General features: G+C 73.6%; 26 protein-coding genes. 14 read left to right on the top strand and 12 right to left on the bottom strand.

The window, feature by feature from the left end:
* Window positions 1-68: 68 nt before the first annotated feature.
* The 4 genes from tatA to JWP64_RS20515 all read left to right on the top strand — a co-directional run bounded on the left by tatA (window position 69) and on the right by JWP64_RS20515 (window position 5,747).
* The gene (gene tatA / locus JWP64_RS20530) at window positions 69-341 is read left to right on the top strand and encodes a Sec-independent protein translocase subunit TatA (protein ID WP_297499596.1); all 273 of its coding nucleotides are present in this window, start codon (window positions 69-71) and stop codon (window positions 339-341) included.
* Window positions 342-404: 63 nt separating this feature from the next.
* On the top strand, window positions 405-1,331 hold the full coding sequence (gene tatC, locus JWP64_RS20525; protein WP_297499594.1) for a twin-arginine translocase subunit TatC: 927 nt from the start codon (window positions 405-407) through the stop codon (window positions 1,329-1,331).
* 133 nt (window positions 1,332-1,464) lie between these two features.
* A complete protein-coding gene (locus tag JWP64_RS20520) occupies window positions 1,465-4,239 on the top strand; it encodes a DEAD/DEAH box helicase (RefSeq protein ID WP_297499593.1) in 2,775 nt (924 codons plus the stop codon).
* A gap of 242 nt (window positions 4,240-4,481) precedes the next feature.
* The gene (locus JWP64_RS20515; RefSeq protein WP_297499591.1) at window positions 4,482-5,747 is read left to right on the top strand and encodes a DUF4333 domain-containing protein; all 1,266 of its coding nucleotides are present in this window, start codon (window positions 4,482-4,484) and stop codon (window positions 5,745-5,747) included.
* 81 nt (window positions 5,748-5,828) lie between these two features.
* On the opposite strand, the gene JWP64_RS20510 is transcribed toward JWP64_RS20515, so the two are convergent.
* Window positions 5,829-6,779 carry a 5'-3' exonuclease H3TH domain-containing protein gene (locus JWP64_RS20510; RefSeq protein WP_297499639.1) on the bottom strand — a complete coding sequence of 317 codons (951 nt, stop codon included), beginning with the start codon at window positions 6,777-6,779 and terminating at the stop codon, window positions 5,829-5,831.
* A gap of 88 nt (window positions 6,780-6,867) precedes the next feature.
* On the opposite strand from JWP64_RS20510, the gene JWP64_RS20505 reads away from it, so the two are divergent.
* Window positions 6,868-7,995, top strand: a complete 1,128-nt coding sequence (locus JWP64_RS20505; protein ID WP_297499589.1) for a Xaa-Pro peptidase family protein — start codon at window positions 6,868-6,870, stop codon at window positions 7,993-7,995.
* A gap of 56 nt (window positions 7,996-8,051) precedes the next feature.
* On the opposite strand, the gene JWP64_RS20500 is transcribed toward JWP64_RS20505, so the two are convergent.
* Entirely contained in the window at window positions 8,052-9,110 is a 1,059-nt protein-coding gene (locus JWP64_RS20500) for a GDSL-type esterase/lipase family protein (protein WP_297499587.1), read from the bottom strand.
* Between the two features lie 269 nt (window positions 9,111-9,379).
* Between JWP64_RS20500 and JWP64_RS20495 the strand changes: the two genes are divergently transcribed.
* The 6 genes from JWP64_RS20495 to JWP64_RS20470 all read left to right on the top strand — a co-directional run bounded on the left by JWP64_RS20495 (window position 9,380) and on the right by JWP64_RS20470 (window position 15,047).
* Window positions 9,380-9,568 (top strand): PspC domain-containing protein, encoded by a 189-nt coding sequence (locus JWP64_RS20495; protein ID WP_297499585.1) that lies wholly within the window; start codon window positions 9,380-9,382, stop codon window positions 9,566-9,568.
* Window positions 9,569-9,598: 30 nt separating this feature from the next.
* Window positions 9,599-11,059, top strand: a complete 1,461-nt coding sequence (locus JWP64_RS20490) for an amidohydrolase family protein (protein WP_297499583.1) — start codon at window positions 9,599-9,601, stop codon at window positions 11,057-11,059.
* Window positions 11,060-11,236: 177 nt separating this feature from the next.
* Window positions 11,237-12,067 carry a PIG-L deacetylase family protein gene (locus tag JWP64_RS20485; protein WP_297499581.1) on the top strand — a complete coding sequence of 277 codons (831 nt, stop codon included), beginning with the start codon at window positions 11,237-11,239 and terminating at the stop codon, window positions 12,065-12,067.
* 18 nt (window positions 12,068-12,085) lie between these two features.
* On the top strand, window positions 12,086-13,735 hold the full coding sequence (gene lnt, locus JWP64_RS20480) for an apolipoprotein N-acyltransferase (protein ID WP_297499579.1): 1,650 nt from the start codon (window positions 12,086-12,088) through the stop codon (window positions 13,733-13,735).
* A complete protein-coding gene (locus JWP64_RS20475; RefSeq protein ID WP_297499577.1) occupies window positions 13,728-14,507 on the top strand; it encodes a polyprenol monophosphomannose synthase in 780 nt (259 codons plus the stop codon). Before lnt ends, JWP64_RS20475 begins: the two co-directional genes overlap by 8 nt.
* A 42-nt stretch (window positions 14,508-14,549) precedes the next feature.
* On the top strand, window positions 14,550-15,047 hold the full coding sequence (locus JWP64_RS20470) for a phosphoribosyltransferase (protein WP_297499575.1): 498 nt from the start codon (window positions 14,550-14,552) through the stop codon (window positions 15,045-15,047).
* 6 nt (window positions 15,048-15,053) lie between these two features.
* Here JWP64_RS20470 and JWP64_RS20465 read toward each other — a convergent pair whose 3' ends face one another.
* The 5 genes from JWP64_RS20465 to ligD all read right to left on the bottom strand — a co-directional run bounded on the left by JWP64_RS20465 (window position 15,054) and on the right by ligD (window position 21,597).
* Entirely contained in the window at window positions 15,054-16,751 is a 1,698-nt protein-coding gene (locus tag JWP64_RS20465; RefSeq protein WP_297499573.1) for a DUF885 domain-containing protein, read from the bottom strand.
* A gap of 104 nt (window positions 16,752-16,855) precedes the next feature.
* Window positions 16,856-17,197: an RNA polymerase-binding protein RbpA gene (locus JWP64_RS20460; RefSeq protein ID WP_297499571.1), complete on the bottom strand. Its 342-nt coding sequence runs from the start codon at window positions 17,195-17,197 to the stop codon at window positions 16,856-16,858.
* A 353-nt stretch (window positions 17,198-17,550) separates the two neighbouring features.
* Window positions 17,551-18,864: an MFS transporter gene (locus tag JWP64_RS20455; protein WP_297499569.1), complete on the bottom strand. Its 1,314-nt coding sequence runs from the start codon at window positions 18,862-18,864 to the stop codon at window positions 17,551-17,553.
* Between the two features lie 25 nt (window positions 18,865-18,889).
* Window positions 18,890-19,693, bottom strand: coding sequence for a glycerophosphodiester phosphodiesterase family protein (locus JWP64_RS20450; RefSeq protein ID WP_297499567.1), 804 nt, complete (start codon window positions 19,691-19,693; stop codon window positions 18,890-18,892).
* Window positions 19,694-19,719: 26 nt separating this feature from the next.
* Entirely contained in the window at window positions 19,720-21,597 is a 1,878-nt protein-coding gene (ligD, locus tag JWP64_RS31625) for a non-homologous end-joining DNA ligase (RefSeq protein ID WP_366890305.1), read from the bottom strand.
* 97 nt (window positions 21,598-21,694) lie between these two features.
* Here ligD and JWP64_RS20435 point away from each other — a divergent pair, with 97 nt between their 5' ends.
* The 3 genes from JWP64_RS20435 to JWP64_RS20425 all read left to right on the top strand — a co-directional run bounded on the left by JWP64_RS20435 (window position 21,695) and on the right by JWP64_RS20425 (window position 22,861).
* Window positions 21,695-21,892 (top strand): bacterioferritin-associated ferredoxin, encoded by a 198-nt coding sequence (locus JWP64_RS20435; protein ID WP_297499565.1) that lies wholly within the window; start codon window positions 21,695-21,697, stop codon window positions 21,890-21,892.
* A gap of 143 nt (window positions 21,893-22,035) precedes the next feature.
* The gene (gene bfr / locus JWP64_RS20430; protein ID WP_297499563.1) at window positions 22,036-22,521 is read left to right on the top strand and encodes a bacterioferritin; all 486 of its coding nucleotides are present in this window, start codon (window positions 22,036-22,038) and stop codon (window positions 22,519-22,521) included.
* Window positions 22,522-22,636: 115 nt separating this feature from the next.
* Window positions 22,637-22,861: a DUF3072 domain-containing protein gene (locus JWP64_RS20425; RefSeq protein ID WP_297499561.1), complete on the top strand. Its 225-nt coding sequence runs from the start codon at window positions 22,637-22,639 to the stop codon at window positions 22,859-22,861.
* A 160-nt stretch (window positions 22,862-23,021) separates the two neighbouring features.
* Here the strand turns inward: JWP64_RS20425 and JWP64_RS20420 are convergent, their stop codons facing one another.
* From JWP64_RS20420 to ptsP, 5 genes are all read right to left on the bottom strand, one after another.
* Window positions 23,022-23,693: a recombinase family protein gene (locus JWP64_RS20420; RefSeq protein ID WP_297499559.1), complete on the bottom strand. Its 672-nt coding sequence runs from the start codon at window positions 23,691-23,693 to the stop codon at window positions 23,022-23,024.
* Between the two features lie 26 nt (window positions 23,694-23,719).
* Complete coding sequence (locus JWP64_RS20415; RefSeq protein WP_297499557.1) at window positions 23,720-23,884, bottom strand: hypothetical protein; 165 nt, start codon at window positions 23,882-23,884, stop codon at window positions 23,720-23,722.
* Between the two features lie 127 nt (window positions 23,885-24,011).
* Window positions 24,012-24,176: a hypothetical protein gene (locus JWP64_RS20410; RefSeq protein ID WP_297499555.1), complete on the bottom strand. Its 165-nt coding sequence runs from the start codon at window positions 24,174-24,176 to the stop codon at window positions 24,012-24,014.
* A 191-nt stretch (window positions 24,177-24,367) separates the two neighbouring features.
* On the bottom strand, window positions 24,368-24,565 hold the full coding sequence (locus tag JWP64_RS20405) for a hypothetical protein (RefSeq protein ID WP_297499553.1): 198 nt from the start codon (window positions 24,563-24,565) through the stop codon (window positions 24,368-24,370).
* A 62-nt stretch (window positions 24,566-24,627) separates the two neighbouring features.
* The coding region (gene ptsP, locus JWP64_RS20400) for a phosphoenolpyruvate--protein phosphotransferase (protein ID WP_297499551.1) at window positions 24,628-26,183 on the bottom strand (1,556 nt) is incomplete at its 5' end.

Here is a 26,183-nt window from a genome sequence, read left to right as displayed (position 1 = left end):
TCCCTGGCGCGCCGAACACCGATGCGTACTATCGGCAACGTCTCTTGCTCCGTCGGAAGGATCAGGTCATGCCGAACCTCGGTGGCTGGGAGTTCGTCATCCTGGTGGTGGTGGTGCTCTTGCTCTTTGGCGCCAAGAAGCTTCCGGACATGGCGCGCTCGGTCGGTCAGTCCGCCCGCATCTTCAAGGGCGAGATGAAGGGCATGAAGGACGACCCGAAGAAGGACCAGGCCGAGGGCGCCGTCCCGCCGCCGTCGGCCCTGCCGACGTCGGACAAGGTGCCCCCGGCCCACACCGATGCCCCGACGGCCCAGCCGGGTCGTACCGACACGCCGCAGTAGGCGTCCGCGCACGTGGTCAAGCTCAAGCTGGGGCGCCGTCGGCCGAAGAGTCCCGACGGCACGATGACGCTGATCGAGCATCTCTACGAGCTGCGGAACCGGCTCGGGATCGCGTTGCTCGCCATCCTGGTCACGACGATCGTCGGCTACATCTGGTTCGAGGTCGGGTACTTCGGCGGGCCCAGCCTCGGCGCGCTGCTGAAGGAGCCCTACTGCTCGCTGCCGGCGTCGGCGCGGGCCCAGTTCACCGCGGACGGCTCCTGCACGTTGCTCGGCACGGGCCCCTTCGACCAGTTCACGCTGCGGCTCAAGGTGGGCACCACCGCGGGCGTGGTGCTGGCCTGCCCGGTGTGGCTCTACCAGCTCTGGGCGTTCATCGTGCCCGGGCTGTACGCGAAGGAACGCCGCTTCGCGATGATCTTCGTGTCCGTGGCCGCGGTGCTCTTCGTCGCCGGCGCGGTGCTCGCGTACTTCGTCGTCTCGCAGGGCCTGGCCTTCCTGCTGACGATCGGCAGCGAGGTCCAGACGACGGCGCTCTCCGGGGACAGCTACTTCGGCTTCGTCATCGCGCTGCTGCTCATCTTCGGGGTGAGCTTCGAGATCCCGCTGCTGGTGGTGATGCTCAACCAGATCGGCATCCTCAGCTACGAGCGGCTGCGCAGGTCCCGCCGCGGGCTGATCTTCGGGCTGTTCGTGTTCGCCGCGATCGCCACGCCCGGCCAGGACCCCATCTCCATGACGGCCCTCGCCGCCGCGCTGACGATCCTCTTCGAACTGGCGATCCAGATATCCCGGGTGCACGACCGGCGCAAGGACAAGCGCCGCGTCGCCGAGGGTTGGGACGACTGGAACCCGGACGAGCCCTCGCCGATCGACACCACGCCCAGCGCCGTCGAGGCGCCTTCACCGGTCGTGACCACACCGGTGGAGCCACCGGGCCCCCGGGATCCCGACCACTACCGCGGCGGCGGTCTCAACGACGTCACCTGACCCCGCGCTGACGCACCAGGTCGCGTGCCGACGCACGGGTCGGAGCATGTGCGCGGGCCGCGAGGGACTGCGTGAGCGGGCCCACCCCTGTTCTCGACGGCGAACAGTCGGTGAGGTGTGACAGCCTGGTGAGGTGGCCAGAAGCACACCGGCTCTGCCGGCCTCCCCCGCCGCGGCGTACGCCTCGGCCAAGGCCCGCACGGCCCGCCCCCGGCTGACCGAGTTCGCCGGCACGCTCCCGTTCGAGCTCGACGGGTTCCAGCGCGCGGCGTGCGGTGCGCTGGAGGACGGGCACGGGGTCCTCCTCTGCGCTCCCACGGGCGCCGGCAAGACGGTCGTCGGCGAGTTCGCCGTGCACCTCGCGCTCGCCCAGGGCCTCAAGTGCTTCTACACGACGCCGATCAAGGCGCTGTCGAACCAGAAGTACGCGGACCTCGCCGCCCGGCACGGGCAGGCCGCCGTCGGCCTGCTCACCGGGGACACCAGCGTGAACCCGGACGCGCAGGTGGTCGTGATGACCACCGAGGTGCTCCGGAACATGATCTACGCGGGCTCCCGGTCCCTGGAGCACCTCGGCTACGTCGTCATGGACGAGGTGCACTACCTGGCGGACCGCTTCCGCGGCGCCGTGTGGGAGGAGGTCATCCTCCAGCTGCCCGAGCACGTCGCGCTGGTCAGCCTGTCCGCCACGGTCAGCAACGCCGAGGAGTTCGGGGACTGGCTGGTCACTGTGCGCGGCGACACCACGGTCGTCGTGGACGAGATCCGGCCGGTGCCGCTGTGGCAGCACATGATCGTCGGGAACCGGATGTTCGACCTGTTCGCGGAGAGTTCCTCCGGGGAGCTGACGGTCGACCCCGAGCTGGTGCGGCAGACCCGCGAGCTCGAGCGGCGGGACTCGATCTCGGGCTGGGACCGCGGTCGTGGCCGCGGCGGCCGGGCGGGGCGGCCCGGTCCCGGGCAGCGCTCCGGGTACAGGCCGCCGTCCCGGGTCACGGTGATCGACCGGCTGGACCGCAACGGCCTGCTGCCGGCCATCACGTTCGTGTTCAGCCGCGCGGGCTGCGACGCCGCCGTCGGGCAGTGCGTGCGCGCCGGGTTGCGGCTGACCAGCGAGGACGAGGTCGACGAGATCCGCCGCATCGTCGAGAAGCACACCGGGGACCTGCCGCAGGCCGATCTCGCGGTGCTGGGCTACTGGGAGTGGCGCGACGCGCTGGAGCGGGGCATCGCCGCGCACCACGCCGGGATGCTGCCGGCGTTCAAGGAAACCGTCGAGGAGCTGTTCGTCGAGGGGCTCGTGCGGTGCGTGTTCGCCACCGAGACCCTTGCGCTGGGCATCAACATGCCCGCCCGCACGGTAGTGCTGGAGAAGCTCGTCAAGTACAACGGCGAGGCTCACGTCGAGCTGACCCCCGGGGAGTACACGCAGCTCACCGGCCGGGCCGGGCGTCGCGGGATCGACGTCGAGGGGCACGCCGTCGTCATCTGGGCGCCGGGAATGGATCCCGAGCAGGTCGCCGGGCTGGCGTCGACGCGCACGTACCCGCTGCGCAGCTCGTTCCGCGCCGGCTACAACATGGCGGTCAACCTGGTCGGACGCCTCGGCGTCGACGCGGGGCGGGACCTGCTGGAGCAGTCGTTCGGCCAGTTCCAGGCGGACCGCTCGGTCGTCGGGATGGCCCGGCGGATCGAGCGCAACCAGGAGACGCTCGACGCCTACGCCGAGTCGATGCAGTGCCATCTCGGGGACTTCAACGAGTACGCGCGGCTGCGCCGTCAGGTCTCGGACCGCGAGAAGTCGCTGAGCCGGCAGGGCAGCGCGGACCGCCGGGACGCCGCCGTGGAGGCACTGCGGGCCCTGAAGCCGGGTGACGTCATCGCCGTGCCCGGCGGGAAGCGGTCCGGCCTCGCCGTCGTCCTGGACCCGGGGGTCGAGCCGGACGGGGACGTGCGGCCGCTGGTGCTGTCGGAGGACCGGTGGGCCGGGCGGCTCTCCGCGGCGGACTTCCCCACGCCCGTCGAGGCGCTGGGCCGGATGCGTCTGCCCAAGCACGTGGACCACCGCTCGCCGCAGGTGCGCCGGGATCTGGCCTCGTCGCTGCGGAACACCGGCATCGAGCCGCCGGTACCGCAGCGCCGGCGCGGCCGCAGCGCGGCGGCGGACGACCCGGAGCTCGCCACCCTGCGCCGGGCGCTGCGCTCGCACCCGTGCCACGGCTGTGCGGACCGCGAGGCCCACGCCAGGTGGGGCGAGCGGTACGCCCGGCTCGAGCGGGAGACCGACCAGATCCGGCAGAAGGTCCGGGCCACCACACACTCGCTGGCCAGGGGCTTCGATCGGATCCGCGCGCTGCTCACCGAGCGCGGCTACCTCGACGGCGACGACGTCACGGACAACGGGCGCAGGCTCGCCCGGCTCTGGGGCGAGTCGGACCTGCTCGCCGCGGAATGCCTGCGCCACGAGGTCTGGGAGGGGCTGGACCCGGCCGAGCTCGCCGCGGTGGTGTCCGCGCTGGTCTACGAGACCCGCCGGGACAACGCGCCCGTGCCGCGGGTCCCGGCCGGTGCGGTGTCCGAGGCGTTGGAGAAGACCGTCCGGATCTGGGACGACCTGGAGTCGGACGAGCGCCGCCACAAGATCGACCGCACCCGCGAGCCCGATCTCGGCTTCGCCTGGCCGATGCACCGCTGGGCGAGGGGGGAGTCCCTCGGGCAGGTGCTCGCCGCGGCGGAGCGCAACGGGCAGGAGCTCTCCGCCGGAGACTTCGTGCGGTGGACCCGGCAGGTGCTGGACCTGCTGGAGCAGATCGCCGGGGTCGCCGGGCGCGGGACACCGGTCGGGAGGACGGCGGCCCTCGCCGCGGGCGCGGTGCGTCGCGGGGTCGTGGCGGCCGGGGTCGCCTGATCGGTGGAAGGTCGACGAGGACCCGCGGTGACCTTCTGGGCACCGCGGGTACCTGCCGCGCAGGCCGGCCGGCACGCTCGGCGGTGCAGGCGTCCCGCTCGGCGGGGGCGGTCCCCCGAACCGCTGCCACGCGGCCGGGGCCTGTGCTTTGATCGCCGGACCGTCCGCGGTGAGCACCACCGGTGCCCGCCGGACGGTGCACGTCGCACAGGCCGCGGACGGCCGGACACGGAAGGTTCTCGATGAGCACGCCACAGGGACCGCACGGCACGCCCCGCCGCGGGGACGATGCCGACACCCCGCAGGCTCCCGACGGGCCGGACTGGGGCACGCCGCCCGCAGGTGGCTGGGGAGGTGGCTGGTCGGCGGAGCCGCAGGCCGGGCAGGGCTGGGGCTCGGCCGGCCGGGACCAGGGTGCGCAGATCGGGTACGGGTCGCCGCAGCACGGCGCGCAGTACGGCGGCGAGCAGTACGAGCAGGCTCGCTACGACCAGCTGCGGTACGACCGGCCGCGGCAGCCCGGATACGGGTCGCACCCGGGCGACCAGCAGTACGGCGGACAGGAGTACGGCGCGCAGCAGTACGGGGACCAGCCGTACGGGGACCGACGGCAGGGCGACCCCGATCAGGGCCGGTCCGGTCACCGACCGGGTGCCGACCAGGGCTGGTCGCCGTCAGGTGGCGCGAAGCAGAACCGGTCGTCTTCGGGCACCGACCGGGGCTGGGATCCCGCCGGCACCGACCAGGGCGGCACGGCGTCGTCGACCGGCGGGTGGCACGAGGACCAGGCCCAAGCCGACCGCGGCCGGGACGCGGGACCCGCCCGCTACGCGGACCGTGCCCCCGAGGACGGTGGCGACCCGGCCCGGGAGCAGCCGCGAGGCAGCCACCGGGACCCGGAGCAGCAGTGGGACCCGGAGCAGCAGTGGGACAGCGCCGGCGGCGGCGAGACCGGGCAGGGCCGGGGCGGCGACCGGCAGGGTCGGCCCGACGGCTCCGTCGACCACGGGCGCCAGCCGGCGTGGTCGGGTGAGCAGGGCTGGTCCCCGGAACACGGCACGCAGGGCCCGCCCGACGAGCAGGCGTGGGCCGGGCACCAGGGCCGACCCGGACAGCAGGGTGGCGAAGCCCCCACGCCGCCGGCCTGGGACCCGCGCGAGGCGCAGGGCGGGTCTCGCCGTTCGCCGGGCCGGCCGGGGCGTTCGCCGCTCCCGTTCGTCATCGGCGGCGTGGTGCTCGTGCTGCTCGTCGCGGCCGCCGTCGTCCTGTTCGTGACGCCGGGCTACCTGACCACCCGCACCCTCGACCAGGGCGCGCTCGACCAGGGCGTCACCCGGATCCTGCAGCAGGACTACAAGCTCGGCGCCACGGACGTGAGCTGCCCGAGCGGGGTCGAGGTCGCGCCCGGGGACGCGTTCACCTGCGACGCGAAGGTCGACGGCGAGGCAGTGAAGGTGCCTGTCACGATCCTGGACGAGGACGGGACGTACCAGGTCGGCCGCGTCTGACCCCGGAACCCGCCGGCCGCTCTCGCGCGCAGGGACGCCGTTCCGCCACCGCCCGGGTAGCGGAGCGACGTCCTTGCATACCTAGGACGCCGCCTTGTGCAGCGCCGTCACCAGCCGCTCCATGGACGACGTCAGGCCCCACCGCTCCGCCAGCGCCACGAGCGCGTCGGGGTCCACGGGCGTCGCGGGCAGGGTGTCCGGCCGGTCCAGGTGCACGGGCGCGTCCTGCACCACCCGCACCACCGGCTCGACGACCTCCAGGTACGGCGCCGCGGCCGCGAGCTTGGACCGCACCGTGGACGCCAGCCGCGTGTCCCCGGCGTCGGTGATCGCGGCGCGCAGCTCCGCCCACGAGCCGAAGCGGCTCACCAGCGTCGCCGCCGTCTTCGCCCCGACACCCGGGACGCCCGGCAGGCCGTCCGAGGGGTCCCCGCGGAGCATCGCCATCTCCGCGTAGGCCTCGCCGGCCCGGCCCACGGGCACCGCGTACTTCTCGGCGACCTCCGCCGGGCCCAGCAGCTCCGCCTTCGCCAGCCCACGGCCGACGTAGAGCAGCCGCACCGGCGTGGGCTCCTCGCGGACGATCTGCATGAGGTCCCGGTCCCCGCTCACCGCGAGCACCGGGTCCACCGACTCGGTGTGCGCGAGCGTCCCGATCACGTCGTCCGCCTCGTGGCCCTCGGCCCCGCCGGTCGCGATCCCCGCCGCGGCGAGGACCTCCAGCAGGATCGGGACCTGCGGGCCGAGCGTGTCCGGGACCTCCTCGGGGATCCCGGCCGGGTTGGTGTCCGCCGCCTGCTCGGCCACCACCCGGTGCGCCTTGTAGGAGGGCAGCGCGGCCACCCGGAACGCGGGCCGCCAGTCCAGGTCCAGGCAGGCGACGAGCCGCGCCGGTCGCTGCTCGCTCACCAGCCGGGAGACCATGTCGCAGAACCCGCGGACCGCGTTCACCGGCGTCCCGTCCGGGGCCGTGATCGACTCCGGGACGCCGTAGTAGGCGCGGAAGTACATGCTGGCGGCGTCGAGCAGCATCACGGGACGGTCGTCGGTCACGGTGAGGGAATATGCCAGTCCCGATCCCGGCGCCACCCGACGACCCGCCCGGAATATCCTCGTCGGCATGACTGCTGCCGTCCCCACCGAGCTGCTCGCCGACCGCCTGCGCCGCGCCGGTGAGGTCGCCGCCGCCCAGGACTCGGACGTCGTGCTGATCACCCCGGGCACCGATCTCCGGTACCTGCTGGGTCACGAGGGCGAGTCCCACGAGCGGCTGACCTGCCTGGTGCTCCCCGCCGCCGGCCACCTGGCCCCGCCGGCGCTGGTGGTGCCGAAGCTGGAGGCTCCCGGGTTCGCCGGGGTGCCGCTGGAGGAGCTCGGCGTCGAGGTGTTGACGTGGACGGACGGCGAGGACCCCTATCTGCTGGTCAGCGACCTGGCGGGCGGTCCGTCCCGGATGGCCGTCGCGGATGGGATGCCCGCCCGGCACGTCCTGCGGCTGCGTGACGCGTTCCCGGAGGTCGGCCAGACGCTCGCGGACCCGATCCTGCGCGAGCTGCGGATGCGTAAGGACGCGGCCGAGGTGGCGCAGCTGCGCGAGGCCGGCGCGGCCATCGACCGGGTGCACGCGCGGATGGCGGAGTTCCTCAAGCCCGGGCGGACCGAGGCGCAGGTCGGCGCGGACATCGCCGGCGCCATCCTCGAGGAGGGGCACGCCGCCGCCGCTTTCGTGATCGTCGGGTCCGGGCCGAACGGCGCCAGCCCGCATCACGACGTGTCCGACCGGGTGATCGAGGGCGGCGACGTCGTCGTCATCGACATCGGCGGGCCGCTGCCCGGCGGCTACAACTCGGACTCCACCCGCACCTACGCGGTCGGCGCCGAGCCGTCCGCCGAGATCCGGGACACCTACGCGGTGCTGCAGGAGGCCCAGGACCGTGCGGTGCGGTTCGTTCGCCCCGGCGTGACGGCCGAGCAGGTCGACGACGCGGCCCGGGCCCCGATCGCCGAGGCGGGCTTCGGCGCGCAGTTCGTGCACCGCACCGGGCACGGCATCGGGCTCGACGTGCACGAGGAGCCCTACATCGTCGGCGGCAACGCACTGCCGCTCGAGCCCGGGATGGCCTTCAGCATCGAGCCGGGGATCTACCAGGAAGGACGCTGGGGCGCCCGCATCGAGGACATCGTCGTGGTCACCGAGGACGGCTGCGAGCAGCTCAACAAGCGCCCCCGGGACCTGGTCGTCCTCTAGGGCCTGTCTCCCGGATCTCCCGCCGGCGTGGATCCGGGAGACAGGCCCTTGGGCCTTCACGCCGCTGCCGACATCATCGGCCGCAGGCCCGGGTTCGCCCGCAGGCCGCCCTGCGGGGTGACCTCGCAGGCGCCCTGCAGCGCCCCGGCCTTCACGAATTCGCCGAGGCACCCGCCCAGGAGGGCGTGCGCCTCGGCGTTCGGGTGGAAGGACTCCTGGAAGAGGTGCTGGCCGAGGGCGTCGAGCCGGCCATGGACAAGCGCCTGCGGGTCCACCGTGATCCGCCGCTGCCACTCGCCGGCCGTCGTGCCGTGGCTGCACGCCTCGTGCCCCTGCGCGGCGCGGGAGAGGTCCAGGAACCGCACGCCGGTCCGCTCCGCGACCCCGCGCAGCGCCTCGGCGAGCTGTGGGAACGCGACCGTACGACCCCAGCCCGCGTCCGGGCGGCTGAGCGGGCAGCCCTCCACCCCGTGCAGCGGCCCCATGGCCTCGGTGACCGGGGACGCGTAGGACGCCAGGACGAACGCGTAGCCGTCGTCGGCGTACCCGGCGTCCCGCATGGCCTGCTGGACGTCCCGCACCGCCGTCTCGACGTGCGGGGCCATCGCCGCGAGCCGTCCGGCCCACTGCGGCCCGACGGTGTCCCGGCACGGCGCGACGGTCGGGTCCACGAAGGTCCGGATGCACGCCACCGCGGTGCGGGTCAGCGCCGGTTCGTCGTTCGCGCCGACCTGCAGCGTGACGGCCACGACCCGGTGGGTCCGGGCGACCTCCCGCAGCCGCGCGGCCTGCGATCCCTCGCCGTTCCGCCCGGCCGCGCCGAACCCGACGTCCGCCGAGTCCGCTCCCGAGCACGCCAGGTTGATCCCGGCGTCCGCCAGCCCCGTCCGGTGCACGAACGCGTTCGACGAGCGGTGGCACCAGTTCCCGTTCTCGCCGCGGGTGCCGGGCTCGTAGGCGTCCGCCCCCTCTCCGGAGGCGGTGCTGTCCCCGAGCGCGACGACGGCGGTCGGCAGGGGCGCCTCCGCCCACGCGGGCGGGCCGACGGCGGGGAGCAGCAGGAACGTCGTCAGCACGACCAGGGGAGCGGCACGGAGGCGGCGGAAGCGGGGCACGGACCGGACGTTATGGCGATCATGGAACCCGGACCAGCACCTCGTCGGGTGCCTGTGGACGAGATCGGGTGATCCGTCGTCCGGCGCAGTCGTCTGACACCCGAACAGATGCTGCATACCCCCGAACAGCCCTGTGGTTGTCCACAGCCGCGCCTCCGGGGGAACTCGGGGGGCGTATCGGGGCGTTCCCGGAGGAGAAACCACCCCGGTACCGGCACCGTGGTTCCTGCAGCGACGAGATCCGCCGCTGATGCGAAGAAGGAGTCCTCGTGGCGACCACCCTCACCCGTCCCCGCCAGGGAGCGATCATCGCCGGCGTCTGCGCCGGCCTCGCGGAGCGCTTCGGCTGGAACGTCTCCGTCGTCCGCCTGCTGTTCCTGCTGTCGCTCATCCTTCCCGGCTCGCAGGTGATCGTGTACGCGATCCTGTGGCTGCTCATGCCGCGGCGCCCGTACTGACGGGCCGGCGGGGCTGATAGACCTGCGGGTGTGCCCCGCACCCTGCTGACCGGACTCCGGACACCCGGAGCGTGCCCCACGGCGTTGGAGGTCGCGGACGGCCGGATCACCTGGGTCGGCCCGGCCGCCGACGCCGCGGACCGCGCCGCCGGTGCGGCGGTGCAGGACTGGCACGGCGCCACCGTCACGCCGCCCTTCGTCGACGCGCACGTGCACGCCACGGCGTCCGGGCTGCTGATCGACGGCCTGGACCTCACCGAATGCCGGACCCCCGGGCAGCTGCTCGACGCGGTGGCCGCGGCCCCGCCCGCCGCGGTCCTCTGGGGCCACGGGTGGGAGGAGAACCGCTGGTCACCGGTCCGGGTGCCCACCCGCGCCGAGCTCGACCGCGCCGCGAGCGGACGGCCCGTCTACCTCAGCCGGATCGACGTCCACTCCGCGCTGGTCTCCACCGCCCTGGTGGACCGCGCACCCGGGACCGTCGGCGCCGAGGGCTGGAGCCCGGACGGCCCGCTCGCCGCGGCCGCCCACCATCACGTCCGCCGGGCCGCGCTCGCCGCCCTCGACTCCGGCCAGCGCCGCGCCGCGCAGCGGGCCTTCCTGGACCTGGCGGCGAGCCGCGGCGTCGGCACCGTCCACGAGTGCGCGGGCCCGGACGTCTCCGGCCGGGACGACCTCGCAGACCTCCTCGGCGCGGACCTCCTCGGCGCGGACAGCGGCGTGGAGGTCGTCGGCTACTGGGGTGAGGCGGTCGGCACTGCGGACGAGGCGCGCGACCTCGTGGCGCGGACCGGCGCCGCGGGCCTCGCCGGAGACCTGTTCGTGGACGGCTCGATCGGCTCCCGCACGGCGGCTCTCCGCGAGCCCTACACGGACGCCCCCGGCTGCCGCGGCAACCGCTACCTCGACGCCGACGCCGTCGCCGCCCACCTCGTCGCCTGCACCCGCGCCGGCATCCGGGCAGGCTTCCACGTCATCGGCGACAGGGGAGCGGACCTCGTCCTCGCCGGGCTCGACGCCGCGGCCGCCGCGACGTCACCGGAGGCCGTCCGGGCCGCCCGGCACCGGCTCGAGCATCTGGAGATGGTCGACGCCCGACAGATCGCCCGGCTCGCCGAGCTCGGTGTCGTCGCGAGCGTCCAACCCGCCTTCGACGCCGCCTGGGGCGGGCCGGCGGGCATGTACGCCACCCGGCTCGGCCCGGCCCGGGCCGCCACGATGAACCCGTTCGCGCAGCTCCACGCCGCGGGTGTCCCCCTCGAGTTCGGCTCGGACTCGCCCGTGACGCCCGTCGACCCGTGGGCGGGCGTCCGTGCGGCCGTCGAGCACACCAACCCCGACCTCGCCGTGGATCCCGGCACCGCCCTCGCCGCGCACACCGGCGGCGCACAGCTGCGCGAGGGAGCGCCCGCGAGCTACGCCCTCTGGGACGGCGCCACGTGCCTGCGCCTGGTCCGTGCCGGCCGCACGCTGCACGAGACACGCCGCTGAGCCCCGACGCGCCGGGATCCGGGGCGGCTGTGGCATCATCTGCCCCGTGATTCGCCGGACCAGCTGCCGCCCCGTCACCGGGCTCTGCTGTCCGGGGTCCTGTCGCACCTCGCGCTGAACCCCCGGAACCGTCCGCCCGGCCGCTCGAGCGGCCCCGCACGTCTGCGAACACCCTTCATGCTTCCTGCAGTCGACCTGTCCGGTCACACCGTCCTCGCCCTGCACCCGCACCCGGACGACGAGGCGATCTTCACCGGGCTCACCCTGCGCCGCCTCGCGGACGCCGGCGCCCGCGTCGTCCTCGTCATGGCCACGTCCGGGGACCTCGGCGAGGCGCTCGTCCCGCTCGCGGCCGGCGAGTCCGTCGCCCAACGCCGCATCCGTGAGCTCGAGGACGCGGCCGAGATCCTGGGCGTCGCCCGCCTCGTGATGTTGAACCGCCGGGACTCCGGCCTCCCCGGGGACCCGAGCAACCACCACCCGCTCGCCCTGGCCGCCGCCGAGCCGCTCGCGCTGGCCAGCCGGATCGCCGAGCTGGCGGATGCCGAGGGCGCCGGCACCCTGATCGTCGACGACGAGCTGGGCGTCTACGGCCACCCGGACCACCGGATGTCCGGGGTCGTCGGGTCCATCGCAGGCGAGCTGACCGGCGCCACCGTCTACCGGACGACCGTCGACCGCGAACACCTGCACGTCACCGCCCCGGGCGGGCACCTGGTGCACGGCGCGGCCCGCGCCGCGGACGTCGACTTCGGGCGGGTCACCGCGGAGATCGGCCTGGCCGTGACCGGCGACGAGCGGCACCTCGCCGCCAAGCGCGCGGCCATCCTCGCCCACGCCAGCCAGGTCACCCCGGACGACGTCCCGGAGACCGGTTTCGCCGCCGCCTACGGCTACGAGTGGTTCCGCCGGACCGCCGGCGCCGCCGGCGCGCTCGACCTGCTCGGCAACGCGCACCTCATCGGGCCCGCGGTCCGGGCGCACGCCCTCACACCCGCCGCCGGCTGAGCGCCGTACGCTCGTCCGGTGGCCGCCCCGACCCTCGACCCACCCGCGGACGCCGCCCCGACCCCGCTCCGCTCGCGGCTGCTCGCGCCGACGCTCGCCCGGGTCCTGGTCGCCGTCGGCGCGGGCCTGCTCCTCTACGCGACGTTCCCGCCCCGCCCCCTCTGGTGGCTCGCGCCCGTGGCCTACGGCCTGCTGTTCGCCGTCGTGCGGCACGTCCGGGCCCGCCGCGGGTTCCTCCTCGGGTTCCTCTTCGGACTCGCGTTCCTGCTGCCGCTGCTCAGCTGGACCGGCGGGATGGTCGGGGCGCTGCCCTGGATGGCGCTGTGCGTGTTCGAGGCGCTCTTCCTCGGCCTGGCCGGTGCGGGGACGGCCGTGGTCTCCCGGCTGCGCGGGGCCGCGCTCTGGGCCGCCGCGGTGTGGGTCGGGATCGAGGCGGTCCGGGGTCGGGTGCCGTTCGGGGGGCTGCCGTGGGGGCGCGCCGGGTTCGGGCAGCCGGAGGGCCTCTTCCTCCCGACGGCGTCGATCGGCGGCGTCCCGCTGCTCTCGTTCGTCACGGTGCTCGCCGGGTTCGCGCTGGCCGAGATCGTCCGCCGGCTGGTCCGTCGGGAGATCCGCGGCGCCGCCGTCCCGGCGGTGCTCCTGGTCCTCGCCCTGGCCGCCGGGCCCGTCGCATCCCTGGTCCCCGCCACCGTCGACGGTCCGGAGCGCACGGTGACCATCGCCGCGGTCCAGGGCAACGTGCCGCGGCTGGGCCTGGAGTTCAACGCGCAGCGCCGCGCGGTGCTGGACAACCACGTCCGCGTCACCGAGCAGCTCGCCGCGGACATCGCCGCCGGCCGGCAGGCCCAGCCGGACGTCGTGATCTGGCCGGAGAACTCCTCGGACATCGACCCGTTCCGCAACGCGGACGCCGCCGCCGAGATCAGCCGGGCCGCCGCGCTGGTGAAGGCCCCGATCCTGGTCGGCAGCGTGCTCGTGAACGCGGACCGGACCACCAGCAACTCCGTGCTCCTGTGGGACCCCGTCTCGGGGCCCGTCGCCCGCAACGACAAGCGGCGCATCCAGCCCTTCGGCGAGTACATGCCGTGGCGCTCGTTCTTCCGGCTGTTCTCCAGCTGGGTCGACCGGGCGGGCAACTTCGTGCCCGGGCCGGGCCCCGGGGTCTTGGACGCGGCCGGGATCCCGGTGGGCATCACCATCTGCTGGGAGGTCGCGTTCGACGACCTCGTCGCGGACAGTGTCGACGCCGGCGCGACCGTCCTCGCGGTGCCGAGCAACAACGCGACGTTCGGGCTGAGCGAGATGACCTACCAGCAACTGGCCATGTCGAAGATCCGTTCCGTGGAACACGATCGGTCCTCGATCGTCGTCACGACCAGTGGCGTGTCCGCGGCGATCACGCCGGACGGTACGGTGACCGCCAGTACCGGGCAGTTCGTGCCCGGAACTCTGGTCGATTCAACGGTGCTGCGCGACACCACTACCCTGGCATCGCGGTTGCGGTCGGTACCCGAGTGGATGCTGACCGTCGTCGGCGTGGTGGCGATCGGCACGGCGGTCCTGGCTGGCCGTCGCCGGCGCACGGACCCCGCCGTCGTCGGGGCACCGGCGGCCAGGGGAGCCCATGGTGAGAGTGGGCCCACGGTGAGAGAGGACGAGGATGGCTGAGCCCCCGGGCCCGGTACTGGTGGTGATCCCCACGTACGAGGAGCGGGAGAACCTCGGACCGATCGTGACGCGGCTGCACGCCGCCGTACCGGCGGCGGACGTCCTCGTGGTCGACGACGCGAGCCCGGACGGCACGGGCGAGCTCGCCGAGGAGATGGCGGCGGCGGACCCACGGATCCGCGTGCTGCACCGCCCGGGCAAGGCCGGCCTCGGCGCCGCGTACCTCGCCGGTTTCCGGCACGCCCTGTCCGGCGAGCACCAGGTCGTCGTCGAGATGGACGCGGACGGCTCGCACGCCCCCGAGGACCTGCCCTCCCTGCTCGCCGCGCTGACCGACCCGGGGGCGGACCTCGTGCTCGGGTCCCGGTACGTCGACGGCGGCGAGGTCGTGAACTGGCCCACGCACCGCGAGTGGATCTCGCGCAGCGGCAACATCTACTCCCGGCTCGCGCTCGGCGTGCCGATCCGGGACATCACCGGCGGCTATCGCGTGTTCCGGCGCCAGGTGCTCGAGGAGCTCGACCTCGAGAACGTCTCGTCGCAGGGGTACTGCTTCCAGGTGGACATGGCCTGGCGCGCCTACCAGGCCGGGTTCCGCGTCCGCGAGGTGCCGATCACCTTCGCCGAGCGCGAGCGCGGCTCGTCGAAGATGAGCAGCGCGATCGTGGGGGAGGCGCTGCTGCGCGTCACGCAGTGGGGCCTCGCGCACCGCCTGCGCAGACTCCGCCGCAAGCCCGAGGAGACGACGAACGAGGGCTCCGTCCCGGCCTGACCCGGTCTGCCCCGATCCGTGGCCCGTGGAAGGCTCTCCGCCATGGCGGAGGAGCGCGAGACGCTGACCTGGGACCTGTTCGGGACGGCGTCGCGTGAGCTGGCGGTGCAGGTCGCGGACAGCGGTTACCGGCCGGACATCATCCTGTCGATCGCCCGCGGCGGGCTCTTCGTCGCGGGCGCCCTCGGCTACGCCCTCGGTGTGAAGAACCTGCACGTCATGAACGTCGAGTTCTACACCGGCGTGGGCGAGCGCCTCCCGATGCCGGTCGTGCTGCCGCCGGTGCCGAACGTCGTCGACCTGTCCGGTGCGAACGTCCTCGTGGCGGACGACGTCGCGGACACCGGCGCCACGCTGAAGCTGGTCCGGGACTTCTGCGGGGACAAGGTCGCCGAGGTCCGCACCGCCGTCGTCTACGAGAAGCCGCACAGCGAGGTGGCCTGCGAGTACGTGTGGCGCCGGACGGGCCGGTGGATCAACTTCCCCTGGTCGACCCTGCCGCCCCTGGTCGACGAGCCCGGCCAGGTCGTGGACGCCTAGGTCGGGCTAGAGCGCCGCCAGCTCGGCGACCAGGTCGTCGAGGCCCAGCGAGCCCTGGGACAGCGCCGCCATGTGCCAGCGCTTCGGGTCGAAGTCCGCGCCCTGTCGCGTGCGGGCGGCCTCCCGGCCCGCCAGCCAGGCCCGTTCGCCGAGCTTGTAGCTGATGGCCTGCCCCGGGCCGCCGAGGTAGCGCAGCAGCTCGCTGTCCAGGAACTCCGGGTCCCGCCCGCTGTGCGCGCCGAAGAACGCCCGCGCCAGGTCGTGGGTCCACGTCTCGCCGGCCCCGATCGGGGAGTCCGCCGGGACGGCCAGCTCGAGGTGCATGCCGATGTCGACGACGACGCGGATCGCCCGCATCATCTGCGCGTCGAGGTAGCCGAGCCGCTCACCGGGGTCGGTGACGTAGCCGAGCTCGTCCATCAGACGCTCGGCGTAGAGCGCCCAGCCCTCGACGTTCGCGCTGACCATGCCGACCTCGGTGGTCTGCAGCGTGGACAGCTCGCCCGAGCGGTGGGCCCACTGCGCGAGCTGCAGGTGATGGCCCGGGACGCCCTCGTGGTACCAGGTGCTGACCAGGTCCCACATCGGGAACCGGGTGCGGCCGAGCGTCGGCAGCCAGGTGCGGCCCGGGCGGGCGAAGTCGAGCGACGGCTGGGTGTAGTACGGGGCGGCCGCGCTGCCTGCGGGCGCGATCCGCGCCTCGACCCGCTTCAGCGGCGGGGCCAGGTCGAAGTGGGTGCCGTCGAGCACGGTGATCGCCTTGTCCATGAGCGCCTGCAGGTGCTCCCGGACGGCCTCGACACCCTCGATCGCCGGACCATCCGTGTTCAGGTACGCCATCGCCTCGCTCGCGGTGAGCCCCGGCCGCACCCGCTCCGCCTCGGCCGCCATCTCGCCGCGCAGCCGCAGGAACTCCGACCAGCCCCACTCGTAGGCCTCGCGGGCGTCGATGTCCGCGCCGTTCCAGCGGCGGGCGGCGATCCGATAGCGCTCCTCGCCGACGGCGTCCGGAGTGCCCTCGGCGGCGGGCCGGTACTCCCGGGCGAGGACGTTGCGCAGCGCCGCGACGGCCTCGGCCGCCGAGCGCGCGCCGGCGTTCAGCTCGGACCGCAGGGCGGCGGGGACGTCCGCGTCGTCGGTGAAGGTGGCGAACCAGCCGCGGCCGTCCCCGGCCGCGACCCAGGTCTCCAGCTGCGCGACGACGGCGTCGACCTGCCGGGGCGCGGCGAGCAGCTCGTGCCGGGCGCCCTCCCGCAGGGACTCGACGTAGCCCCCGAACGCCGCCGGGACGGCCGCGAGCCGGCGCGCGACCGCCTGCCAGTCGTCCTCGGTGGCGGTGGGCATCAGGGTGAACGCCATCCGCACCTCCTGGACCGGGCCGAACAGCGTCTGCACGTTGCGGAGCCGTTCACCGGCGGCGCTCGAGGCGAGCTGGGCGCCGAGGCGCTCCCGGAGCAGCCGGGCGCAACGCCGCTCGTCGTCCCCGTCGACGCCGGCGGCCTCGACGGCGTCGAGCGAGGTCAGGGTGTCCAGGGCGAGGGCGTCGAGCGCCTCGCCGCCCGCGGGGGAGAGGTCGGGCAGCCGGTCAGCACCCTCGGCCAGGCCGATCGAGGTGGCCAGCAGCGGGTCCAGGGTGGCCTGCGCGGTGACATGGGCGTCGGCGAGGTCACGGATCCGCCTGGAGGCCGCGGGGGTGTCGGGCATGGCCCCATCCTGGTGACCTGCCCCGGACACGACGAAGCCGGGCCCCACGGGAGGTGGCCCGGCTTCGTGGTGTCTGCGCGCGCGTCAGCGGTGCATCGGGGAGGTCACGCGATCTCGGCGCGACGCTCCCGCAGCAGCTCCAGGCGCTCCGAGAGGAGCTCCTCGAGCTCGGCGATCGAACGCCGCTCCAGGAGCATGTCCCAGTGCGTACGCGGCGGCTTGGTCTTCTTCTGCTCGGGCTCGACACCGTCCACCCGGCGTCCGAGCCCGCCCTGCGGGGACTCCCACGTGGCGGGGGCCTCCGCGTCGTTCGCGAACGGCACCTCGAACTCGTGTCCGTTGGACAACGCGTAGCGCACCATCTGTCGCGGCGCCAGGTCGTGGTTACGGTCGGTCTCGTAGCTGACAGCCCCGAGCCGGCTGCCACGAAGCACGCGGTCGGCCATGCGTCATCCTCCCCATCTCAAAGCCGAGAGGGCGGCACCCCTCGACGGTCACGTCGTCGCCACCCGGTGTAACGTCTGCTGCCAGGCGTCCATTCCCGAGCGGGGCGCATTCACTCACCGTGCCGTCGGCGTGTACCCGACGGCGGTTCATGGCTGCCCGAGGTGAGAGTGTCCACCATCCGGCCCTCTGACACACGCTGATGTGACCTGTCAGCCAACTGTGACTTAGGTCACCGGTTCTCGCGCGTTATTAACATTGACGCCCGTTTCTCGTTACCCATTGCTTGCCGGGGATCGCTCTATCGTCGAGTTGTCGCAGGTCAGATGGTCCGTGACGGCAGGGACGCGGGGGATCAGGCGGCCGGCGCGAGGGCAGGTGCGGGTGCCCGGACCTTCCAGAGCGCCAGCACGCCGAGCGCGAGGACGAGGAGGATCCCGGCCATCCCCGCCCGGTCGGTCGCGAACAGGTACGTGAAGAGCCCGACGAGCGTCGGTGCGATGAAGGACACGGCCCGGCCGGTCGTGGCGTACAGGCCGAAGAGCTGGCCCTCCTGGCCCGCCGGGGTGAGCCGGGCGAGGTAGGTGCGCGACGACGACTGGGCCGGCCCGACGAACAGGCACAGCGCGAGCCCGAAGATCCAGAACGCGGTCGGCCCGGACAGGAACAGCAGCACGACGCCGGCGGCGATCATCCCGATCAGCGACCCCGCGACGACGATCTTCGGACCGCGCCGGTCGTCGAGCCAGCCACCGGCGAGTGCCCCGGCCGCGGAGACCACGTTCGCCGCCACCCCGAAGATCAGGACGTCGTCCGCGGCGATGCCGTAGACCGTCACCGCGAGGACCCCGCCGAAGGTGAAGACCGCGGCGAGGCCGTCCCGGTAGAGCGCGCTCGCGGCGAGGAAGTAGACGGTGTGCGGGCTGGCGCGGTAAAGGTCCCGCAGGTCCCGGAAGAGCTTGCGATAGCTGGCGGCCACCCCGAGCCGCGGCGGCCGCTCGAGGGCCGCCGGGGCCTCCGGGACCATCCGGAACAGCGGGATCGCGAACACCGCGAACCAGATGCCGGAGAGCAGCGCGACGAGCCGGATGTTGAAGCCGTCCTCGGTGCTGACTCCGAGCAGGCCCCCGTCGTTCGCGATCAGCAGGACGTACGCCGCCAGCAGGGCGACGATCCCCCCGAAGTAGCCCATCGACCAGCCGAAACCGGAGACGCGCCCGATCGTCTCGGGCGTGGAGATCTGCCGGAGGATCGCGTTGTAGCTGACGACGGCGAGCTCGTAGAACAGCGACGCGCCACCGAGCAGGAGCAAGCCGAGCCACAGGTAGTGGTGGTCCGCCCGGACGGCGATCATCGCAAGCAGGCACAGGACGCAGGCGGCGGTCCAGAGGCCCGTCGAGCGCAGGCGGCGGCCGGCACGGTCCGCGGACTGGCCGATGACCGGCGCCATCAGGGCGACGACCAGGCCGGACGCCCCGATCGCCCAGCCGAGCCAGCTGTTGGCGCTGATCGGGCCGGGGAGCTCCTTGCCGACCGAGTCCGTCAGGTAGACCGAGAAGACGAAGGTCAGCACGATGACGTTGAAGCCCGAGGAGCCCCAGTCCCAGAGACCCCAGGCGACGATCCGACGTCGCGTGCCCGCGTCCTTCTCCGGCGCCTGGCTGTTCATCCGCGCACCTTATCCGCAGGATGGATCAACCGGGCCATTCGCCGCGGGACCTCAGCACGTCCCGCAGCACGTCGGGGCGGTCGCTGAGCAGGCCGTCGACGCCGAGGTCCAGCAGCTGTCGCATCTCCGCCTCGTCGTTCACGGTCCACACGTGCACCTCGATGTCCCGCCGGTGCGCCTCGCGAAGCAGCTCCCGGTCCACCACCCGCAGCGTCCCGAGTGCGCGGGGCAGCTGCGCCAGCCCGCCGGCGACCCTCGGCAGCAGCGGGCTGACCACGCCGGTCGGCCCCGGGACGGCCTTCAGCCACGCCCGGCCGCGCAGCCCGATCGCGGCGCTCTGCCCCATCGAGGTCAGCAACCGGCCGCCACCGGCGGCGCGGGCCCGGCGCAGCCGCGCCTCGTAGAAGGCGCCGAGGCACACGCGGTCCCAGGCGTCGAGGTGCTCCAGGACGGCGAGGGTCGGCAGGACGACCGCGTCCGACTTCAGCTCGATGGTGAACCGGGTGGTCGGGAGCGTGCTCAGGACGGTCTCCAGGCGCGAGATCGGCTCCCGGCCCGCGACCAGGGCGGACCCGATCTCCGCCGCGGGCAGCCGGGACAGCGCGCCGTGGCCGTCGGTGGTGCGGTCCAGCGTCGGATCGTGATGGACCATCGCGACGCCGTCGGCGCTCGCATGCACGTCCATCTCGATGTAGGAGAAGCCCTCGTCCACCGCCCGGACGAACCCGGCGAGGGTGTTCTCGCACCCGGCGAGCTCGCCGATGTGCCAGCCGCGGTGCGCGTAGGCCCGCGGATAGGGTCCGTCGAGGTACGGATGCCGGTCTCCCACGCGTGAACCCTGCCACCCCGGCCCGGTCACCTGCGCCGGGGGAGTCGTTGACGATCGGTGAACAACAGGGGTCCGAGCAGGTCACCGTGCTCGTCGAGACGGCCGGGCAGGTCGTCCAGGGTGAAGATCAGGTTCTCCGGCCGGCGGCACGCCCGGACCTCCTCCCACGTCACCGGGGTGGCGACGGTCGGGAGGGGCCGCCCGCGCAGCGAGTAGCTGGCGACGGTGGTCTTCGCGGTGTCGTTCTGGCTCCAGTCCACGAACACCCGCCCCCGGCGCCTCGCCTTGGCCATCACGGCGACGACGCGCCGTGGCTCCTGTCTCGCGAGCCGTTCGGCGACGTCCTTCGCGAACTCGACCGTCCTCTCCGGTTTCGACACGGTGACGGGCAGGTAGAGGTGGAGTCCCTTCCCGCCGGACGTGCGCGGGTAGGCCTGCAGGTCGTCCTCGGCGAGGAGGTCCGCGATGAGCTCGGCGACGCGGCAGCAGTCGACGACCGTCGTCCCCTCGCCCGGGTCGAGGTCGAAGACGACCAGGTCCGGGTTGCGCCGCCCACCCCGCGGGCCCACCTTCCACTGCGGGACGTGCAGCTCCAGCGCCGCGAGGTTCGCGGCCCACGCGAGCCCCTCCACACTCTCGATCAGCGGGAACTCCGCGTTCTCCGACCGCCCGCCCGGCGTGCCGACCCGGACGGTCCGGATCCAGGGCGGCGCGTGCCGGGACACGTCCTTCTCGAAGAACGACGGCTTCTCGACGCCGTCCGGCCAGCGGACCATCGTCACCGGCCGGCCCTCGAGGTGCGGCAGCATCACGTCGGCGACGGTCAGGTAGTACGCCAGGACGTCCGCCTTCGTCGTGCCGATGAGCGGGTAGAGCACCTTGTCCGGGTTCGTCAGCTTCGCCCGCCCGACCTTGGTCGGGACCGGCGGCCGCGGCGGCGGCGCGCGCACGCCGGCCTCGATCCAGTTCCCGCTGGGCCCGGCCTCGTACGGGGCGTCGACGCGCTTCGCGACGACGCCCGGCAGCCCCTGGTCCCGCGCGGCGGCGAGCACCGCGTCCGGGTCGGTCGCCGGGAAGACGGGTGCGACCCGCCAGTGCGGCCCGGTGAGCGGCAGCTCCTCGAGCAGCCTCCGGCGTTCGCGGAACGGCAGGCAGCGGGTGTCCCGCCCGTCGAGGTACAACAGATCCGAGAGCCACAGCTCGCCGGCCTTCGTCAGCTCGGCGTCGAGCAGCATCGACGTGGCGCCCAGCGACGGGCCGAGCTCCCGCAGGGTCGGGGCCGTGATCTCCTCGCCGTCCGCGGTCACGACGGCCCGGCCGCCGTCGACGCGCACCATCACCCGGCGGCCGCCGAAGCGGATCTGCAGCACCCACTCGTCGCCCGTGGGGAGCTCGCCGGGAACGGCCTCCATCGGCGTGACGTCCCGGGGGAGAGGGGAGTGGCCGCTGACGGGCTCCGAGCGGCGCAGTATCCAGCCGTCCCGGCGCTGCCGGTTGCTGCGGATCAGCACGAACCGGCCCTGCGTGCGTTCGCCGTGCAGCCGGAAGGCGACCTCGCGGTCCGACCACTTCTCCGCCTCGTACGTGCCGCGGTCCCAGATGGTCATCCGGCCGCCGCCGTACTCACCCTTCGGGATCTCCCCGGAGAACTCGAGGTACTCCAGCGGGTGGTCCTCGGTGCGGACGGCGAGCCGGACGGTCTCGGTGTCCGCCGGAAGGCCCTTCGGGACGGCCCAGGAGGCCAGGACGCCGTCGTGCTCGAGGCGCAGGTCCCAGTGCAGGGCGCGGGCGTGGTGCTCCTGGACGACGAACCGGTCGCCGCTTCCCGCGGCGGGCTCCTCGTCCGGGATCGGCTCCGGGGTCCGGTGCCGGTCACGCTTGCGGCGGTACTCGTCGAGCGGCACATGAACGAGCCTAACCAGGCAGCGCGGGTGAAGCGGGTCTTGTCAGCAGGGGATGCCGAATGGCAGCATAGGCTTACCTGACTGAAGGGTGGCCTGCATGTACGTGTGCATCTGCGCGGCGGTGACGGACGTCGAGCTGCGTGACTGCATCGGCGAGGGCGCCCGGACCGTGGAGGAGATCGGCGAGGCCTGCGGCGCCGGCACGGGGTGCGGTTCGTGCCTGAACGCCGTGGACGTCCTGCTGGCCACGGAGCTCGCACCGTCGGAGATCGCAGGCCTCCCGCTCACGGCGTGACGCACCGTAGGATCCGATTCCCCAGCGTCACCTCCGCAGAGGGATGCCTACCCGATGCCCAGTCCGCCCTGCATGGTCCCGGCAGGTCAGAAGCCACTAGCGTCGGCGTCGCCCTTCGAGTGCGACGACCGTGAGGACCTTTCATGCGTGGCGACCCCGAGATCATCTCGTTGCTCAACGACCAGCTCACGAGCGAGCTGACCGCGATCAACCAGTACTTCCTGCACGCGAAGATGCAGCAGAACTGGGGCCTCACGAAGCTCGCCGCGTACACCCGGGCCGAGTCCATCGACGAGATGAAGCACGCGGAGATCATCACCGACCGCATCCTCTTCCTCGAGGGCCTGCCGAACTACCAGCGCCTCGGGACGCTGCGGATCGGGCAGACCGTCAAGGAGCAGCTGGAGGCGGACCTGCAGATCGAGCTCGCCGTCGTCGAGCGCCTGCGCCCGGGAATCACGATGTGCCGCTCCAAGGCGGACCACACGACGGCCAACCTGTTCGAGGAGATCCTCGCCGACGAGGAGCACCACATCGACTACATCGAGACGAACCTCGAGCTCATCGAGCGCCTCGGCGAGCAGCTCTACCTGGCGCAGCTGGTGGACCAGCCGCCGACCCCCGGCTGAGTCGGCGACGCACGGTCCCTGCGCCGCAGGGGTTCCGGGCCGGGACTGTCATAACATCCGTGCCGGATACCGGTTCGCCGCGCGAGAGCGGGCGATCGAAGATATGTTCGATCCCATGACGGATCAGAACAGCGCTCCGCAGCAGACCGGGCCGGCCGAGAAGGACCCGGACGACTGGACGACCGGCGACGAGCCGATGACCGGCCCGCAGCGCTCGTACCTCGAGACGCTGACCCAGCAGGCCGGCGAGGACGCGGCGGAGGATCTCGACGGCCTCAGCAAGGCGGACGCGTCCAAGCGGATCGACGACCTCCAGGCGAAGACCGGTCGCGGCAACTAGACCCACGGGGCGCCTGCCGCGCGACGGGACATCGGCCGCGCGGCAGGGCCCTGAGCGGCGCTTTCGCCCCGTCCCACGGCCTTCTACATTGAGCCGATAATCGACGTTATGACAATTCGAGGCATTCCCGCCCCAGCCACGTCCGTGGGTGACCTCGTCGCTAGCGGGCGAGTACCGCGGCGTCCTGACCCTCCAGCACCGCCTTCACGGCGCTCGCGTGCCACTTCGTCCCGCCCCGGCCGGTGAGGACGCCGTCCGCTTCCAGGCCGGCGCCGATCTTCCGGAGGGACGCGCCGTCCCGGTGCTCCTGCACGATGCGCGCGATGGTCTCGGTGGACAGTCCCGACGGACGGCCGAGACGGACACCGGTGGCCTTCTTCGCCGCCAGGGCCTCGCGGGTGCGCTGCCCGGTGAGGCGACGCTCGTACTGCGCGCTGTTCGCGATGGTGTTCGCGACGAACTCCCCCGCCGGGGTGGAGGTGTCGACTCCGAGGTCCAGGAGGACCAGTCGCCACTTCTTCTCCGTGGCCCGCTCGAGGAGCTCCGCGAAGTCCGTGACCGACCGGGACACGCGGTCGAGCTTCGAGGCCATGAGGACGTCCGCGTCTCCACGGTCCAGGCGGGCCAGGGCCTCGATCAGGGCGGGGCGCTTCAGGGTTCCGCCGGACAGCCCCTCGTCCGCGACGATGGTCAGGTCCCACCCCCGCCGGGCGGCATCTGTCATAAGGGCTTCGCGCTGAGCGTCCAGGCCGGCGCCGGACTCCACCTGTCCCCCGGTGCTCACCCGGACGTACCCGATGGCCCGGACGATCTCCTTCTTCGCGCTGCCCATGCCTCGACTGTACAGTAAAGGGTCGTCTACTGAACAGGCGGATCCTGTACGCCGCCCGGCCGGTCCGTGGGCAGGGACTCCAGGGTGTCCACGGCACCGAGGAGGTAAGCCCTCTGCACCTCGTCGGCGGCGATCTCGCCCGAATCGATCTCATGGATGAGCGCGCGCAAGGCTTCCGCTGGATCGGTCACGGCTCCCCACTCCCCTCCTCGGCGACGTCTGACTCCGAGAGACTGTGAACGTAGCCGACCCGAGCATCAGGTCTTCCCCGAACGAGCAGTCCGCGCAGGGTGCGGCGAGTCCCGCTCGCGATGTCGATCACCCGCACCGGGGCCCGGATCCGGGTGCGGCGAAGGTGAGGGACGTGCCCACGGCGTTCGGCACGAACGCCTCGGGCAGCGCCGCCGCCAACCGGTGCTGCGCCTTCCAGCCCGTGCAGTGGGCGATGTTCACCGCACCGGCGTGCCCGCAGCCGGTGAGCACGACGAGTCCCCGTCCGCGGACGTGGACCACCAGCGCCTGCGGCCGATCCGTTGATCCTCGACCTCGCTCAGCGTCGGCAGCTCCCACGGCGGCTGGTCGGGCAGGGCGAAGCGGCGCCGGCTCCACACCAGCGGATGGAATCGACGACGCGCTCCTCCCCTACCGTTCGGCTGACCAGCTTCAACGCCAGATCAGGCGGCTCCTTCGCCGATGAACTCCTCGGCGTAGAACCGCCGCACGCCCTCCTGCCCCTGCGCACCGATCAGCGTGGGCAGGTGGACGACAGAGGGCTCCGGCACCATCGTCGCCATGGTCGCGTCGACGTCGCGCAGCGCGAACTCCCCCGCGGTGTGCTCGTCCCACAACCGCGCCATCTCCTCGGGCCCCATGCCGACCACCGTGCCCGGGACGCCGACGGCGCACCAGGGGCGCACGGCTCAGCCTGATGGCTTCAGCGCGCGCCGGCCACGAGCGCCCGCACCTCCGGCGCTCCGTCCGCGTCGAGCGCGGCGGCGGCGAGGGCCCGGGCAGTGGGCAGGTGCACCGCCCGCACGGCGTCCTTCACGACGGCGACCGCGGGCGCGGCGACGCTGAGCTCCCGTACCCCGAGCCCGACGAGCAGGGGCACCGCCGCCTCGTCGGCGGCACTCTCGCCGCACACCGCGACCAGCGCGCGATCCCCTGCCCCCCGGCACACCGCGTCGACGAGCCGCAGCACGCCGGGGTCGAGCGGGTCCGCCAACGCCGCCAACGCCGGGTTGCCGCGCTCGGCCGCCAGCGCGTACTGGGTGAGGTCGTTGGTGCCGATCGAGAGGAAGTCGAGGTGCCGGGCGAGGACGCGGGCCTTCAGCGCGGCCGCCGGCACCTCGACCATGATCCCGACCTGGAGCTCGGCCGGGCGGCCGCGGCCCTCGCGGGCGATCGCGTCGTCCAGCGCCGCCAGCGCGGCCTGCACCTCGGGGAGGGTGCTGACCATCGGGAACATCACGCTGACCGGGGTCTCGTGCGCGACGCGCACCGCGGCGAGCAGCTGGTCGGCGAGGAGCCCGGGCGTCGCGAGTGCCAGCCGCAGCCCGCGCACGCCGAGGAACGGGTTGGCCTCCGCGGGGGTCGGCAGGTACGGCAGCGGCTTGTCACCGCCGACGTCGAGGGTGCGCAGCGTGATCCGCCGCCCGCCCAGCGCCTCGGCGACGGCGCGGTAGGCCGCCACCTGCTCGTCGACGCCGGGTGCGGTGTCCCGGCCGAGGAACAGGAACTCCGTGCGGACCAGCCCGGCGAGGTCGGCACCCGGCGCGGGCGTCGGGTCCGCGCCGACGTTGACGCCGACCAGGACCCGCGTGCCGTCGACCGTCTCGGCAGGGGCGGAGGCCCGCGCCGCGGCGGCGCTCCGGCGGGCGGCCTCGGCCTCGGCGCGCTCCTCGTAGGCGGCGCGGACCTCCGTTGCCGGATCGACGACGACCTCGCCGCGGCCGCCGTCCAGGGCCACCACGACGCCGTCGGCGACCCCGAGGGGGCCGGTCCCGACCACGGCCGGGATCCCGCGGGCGCGCAGCAGCACCGCCGAGTGGGCGGTCGGGCTGCCGCCCTCCAGCGCGACCCCGGCGACGCGGTCCGCGTCGAGCGCCGCCGCCGCGGCCGGCGTCAGGTCCGTCGCGACGAGGACCACCCGCTGCCCGGGCGGCGGCTCGGGCAGGGCGGACGCCCCGACGAGGACGCGCAGCACCTGCTCGCCGACCGCCTCGACGTCGGCGGCCCGCGCCGCCTGGTAGGCGTCCGGCAGAGCGCGCAGGGTTGCGGCGTTGCGGTCGGCGGCCGCCGCCCAGGCGCGCGCCGCCGACTCCCCGGCGTCGACCTCCACGTACGCCTCGGTGAGCAGGTCGTCGAGCAGCAGCGCGTGGGCGTCGAAGATGCCGGCCTGCGCCGGAGCCGCGGCCCGGCTGCGGGTGATCTCCTCGCGCACCGCGGTGCGGGCCCGGCCGAGGGCGGCCCTCTCGGCCGCAGGCTCGC

The organism is Pseudonocardia sp., assembly GCF_025465255.1.
Taxonomy (GTDB): domain Bacteria; phylum Actinomycetota; class Actinomycetes; order Mycobacteriales; family Pseudonocardiaceae; genus Pseudonocardia.
The sequence above is the reverse complement of the archived record's forward strand: the minus strand, read 5'-3'. Positions and strand labels throughout refer to the sequence as shown.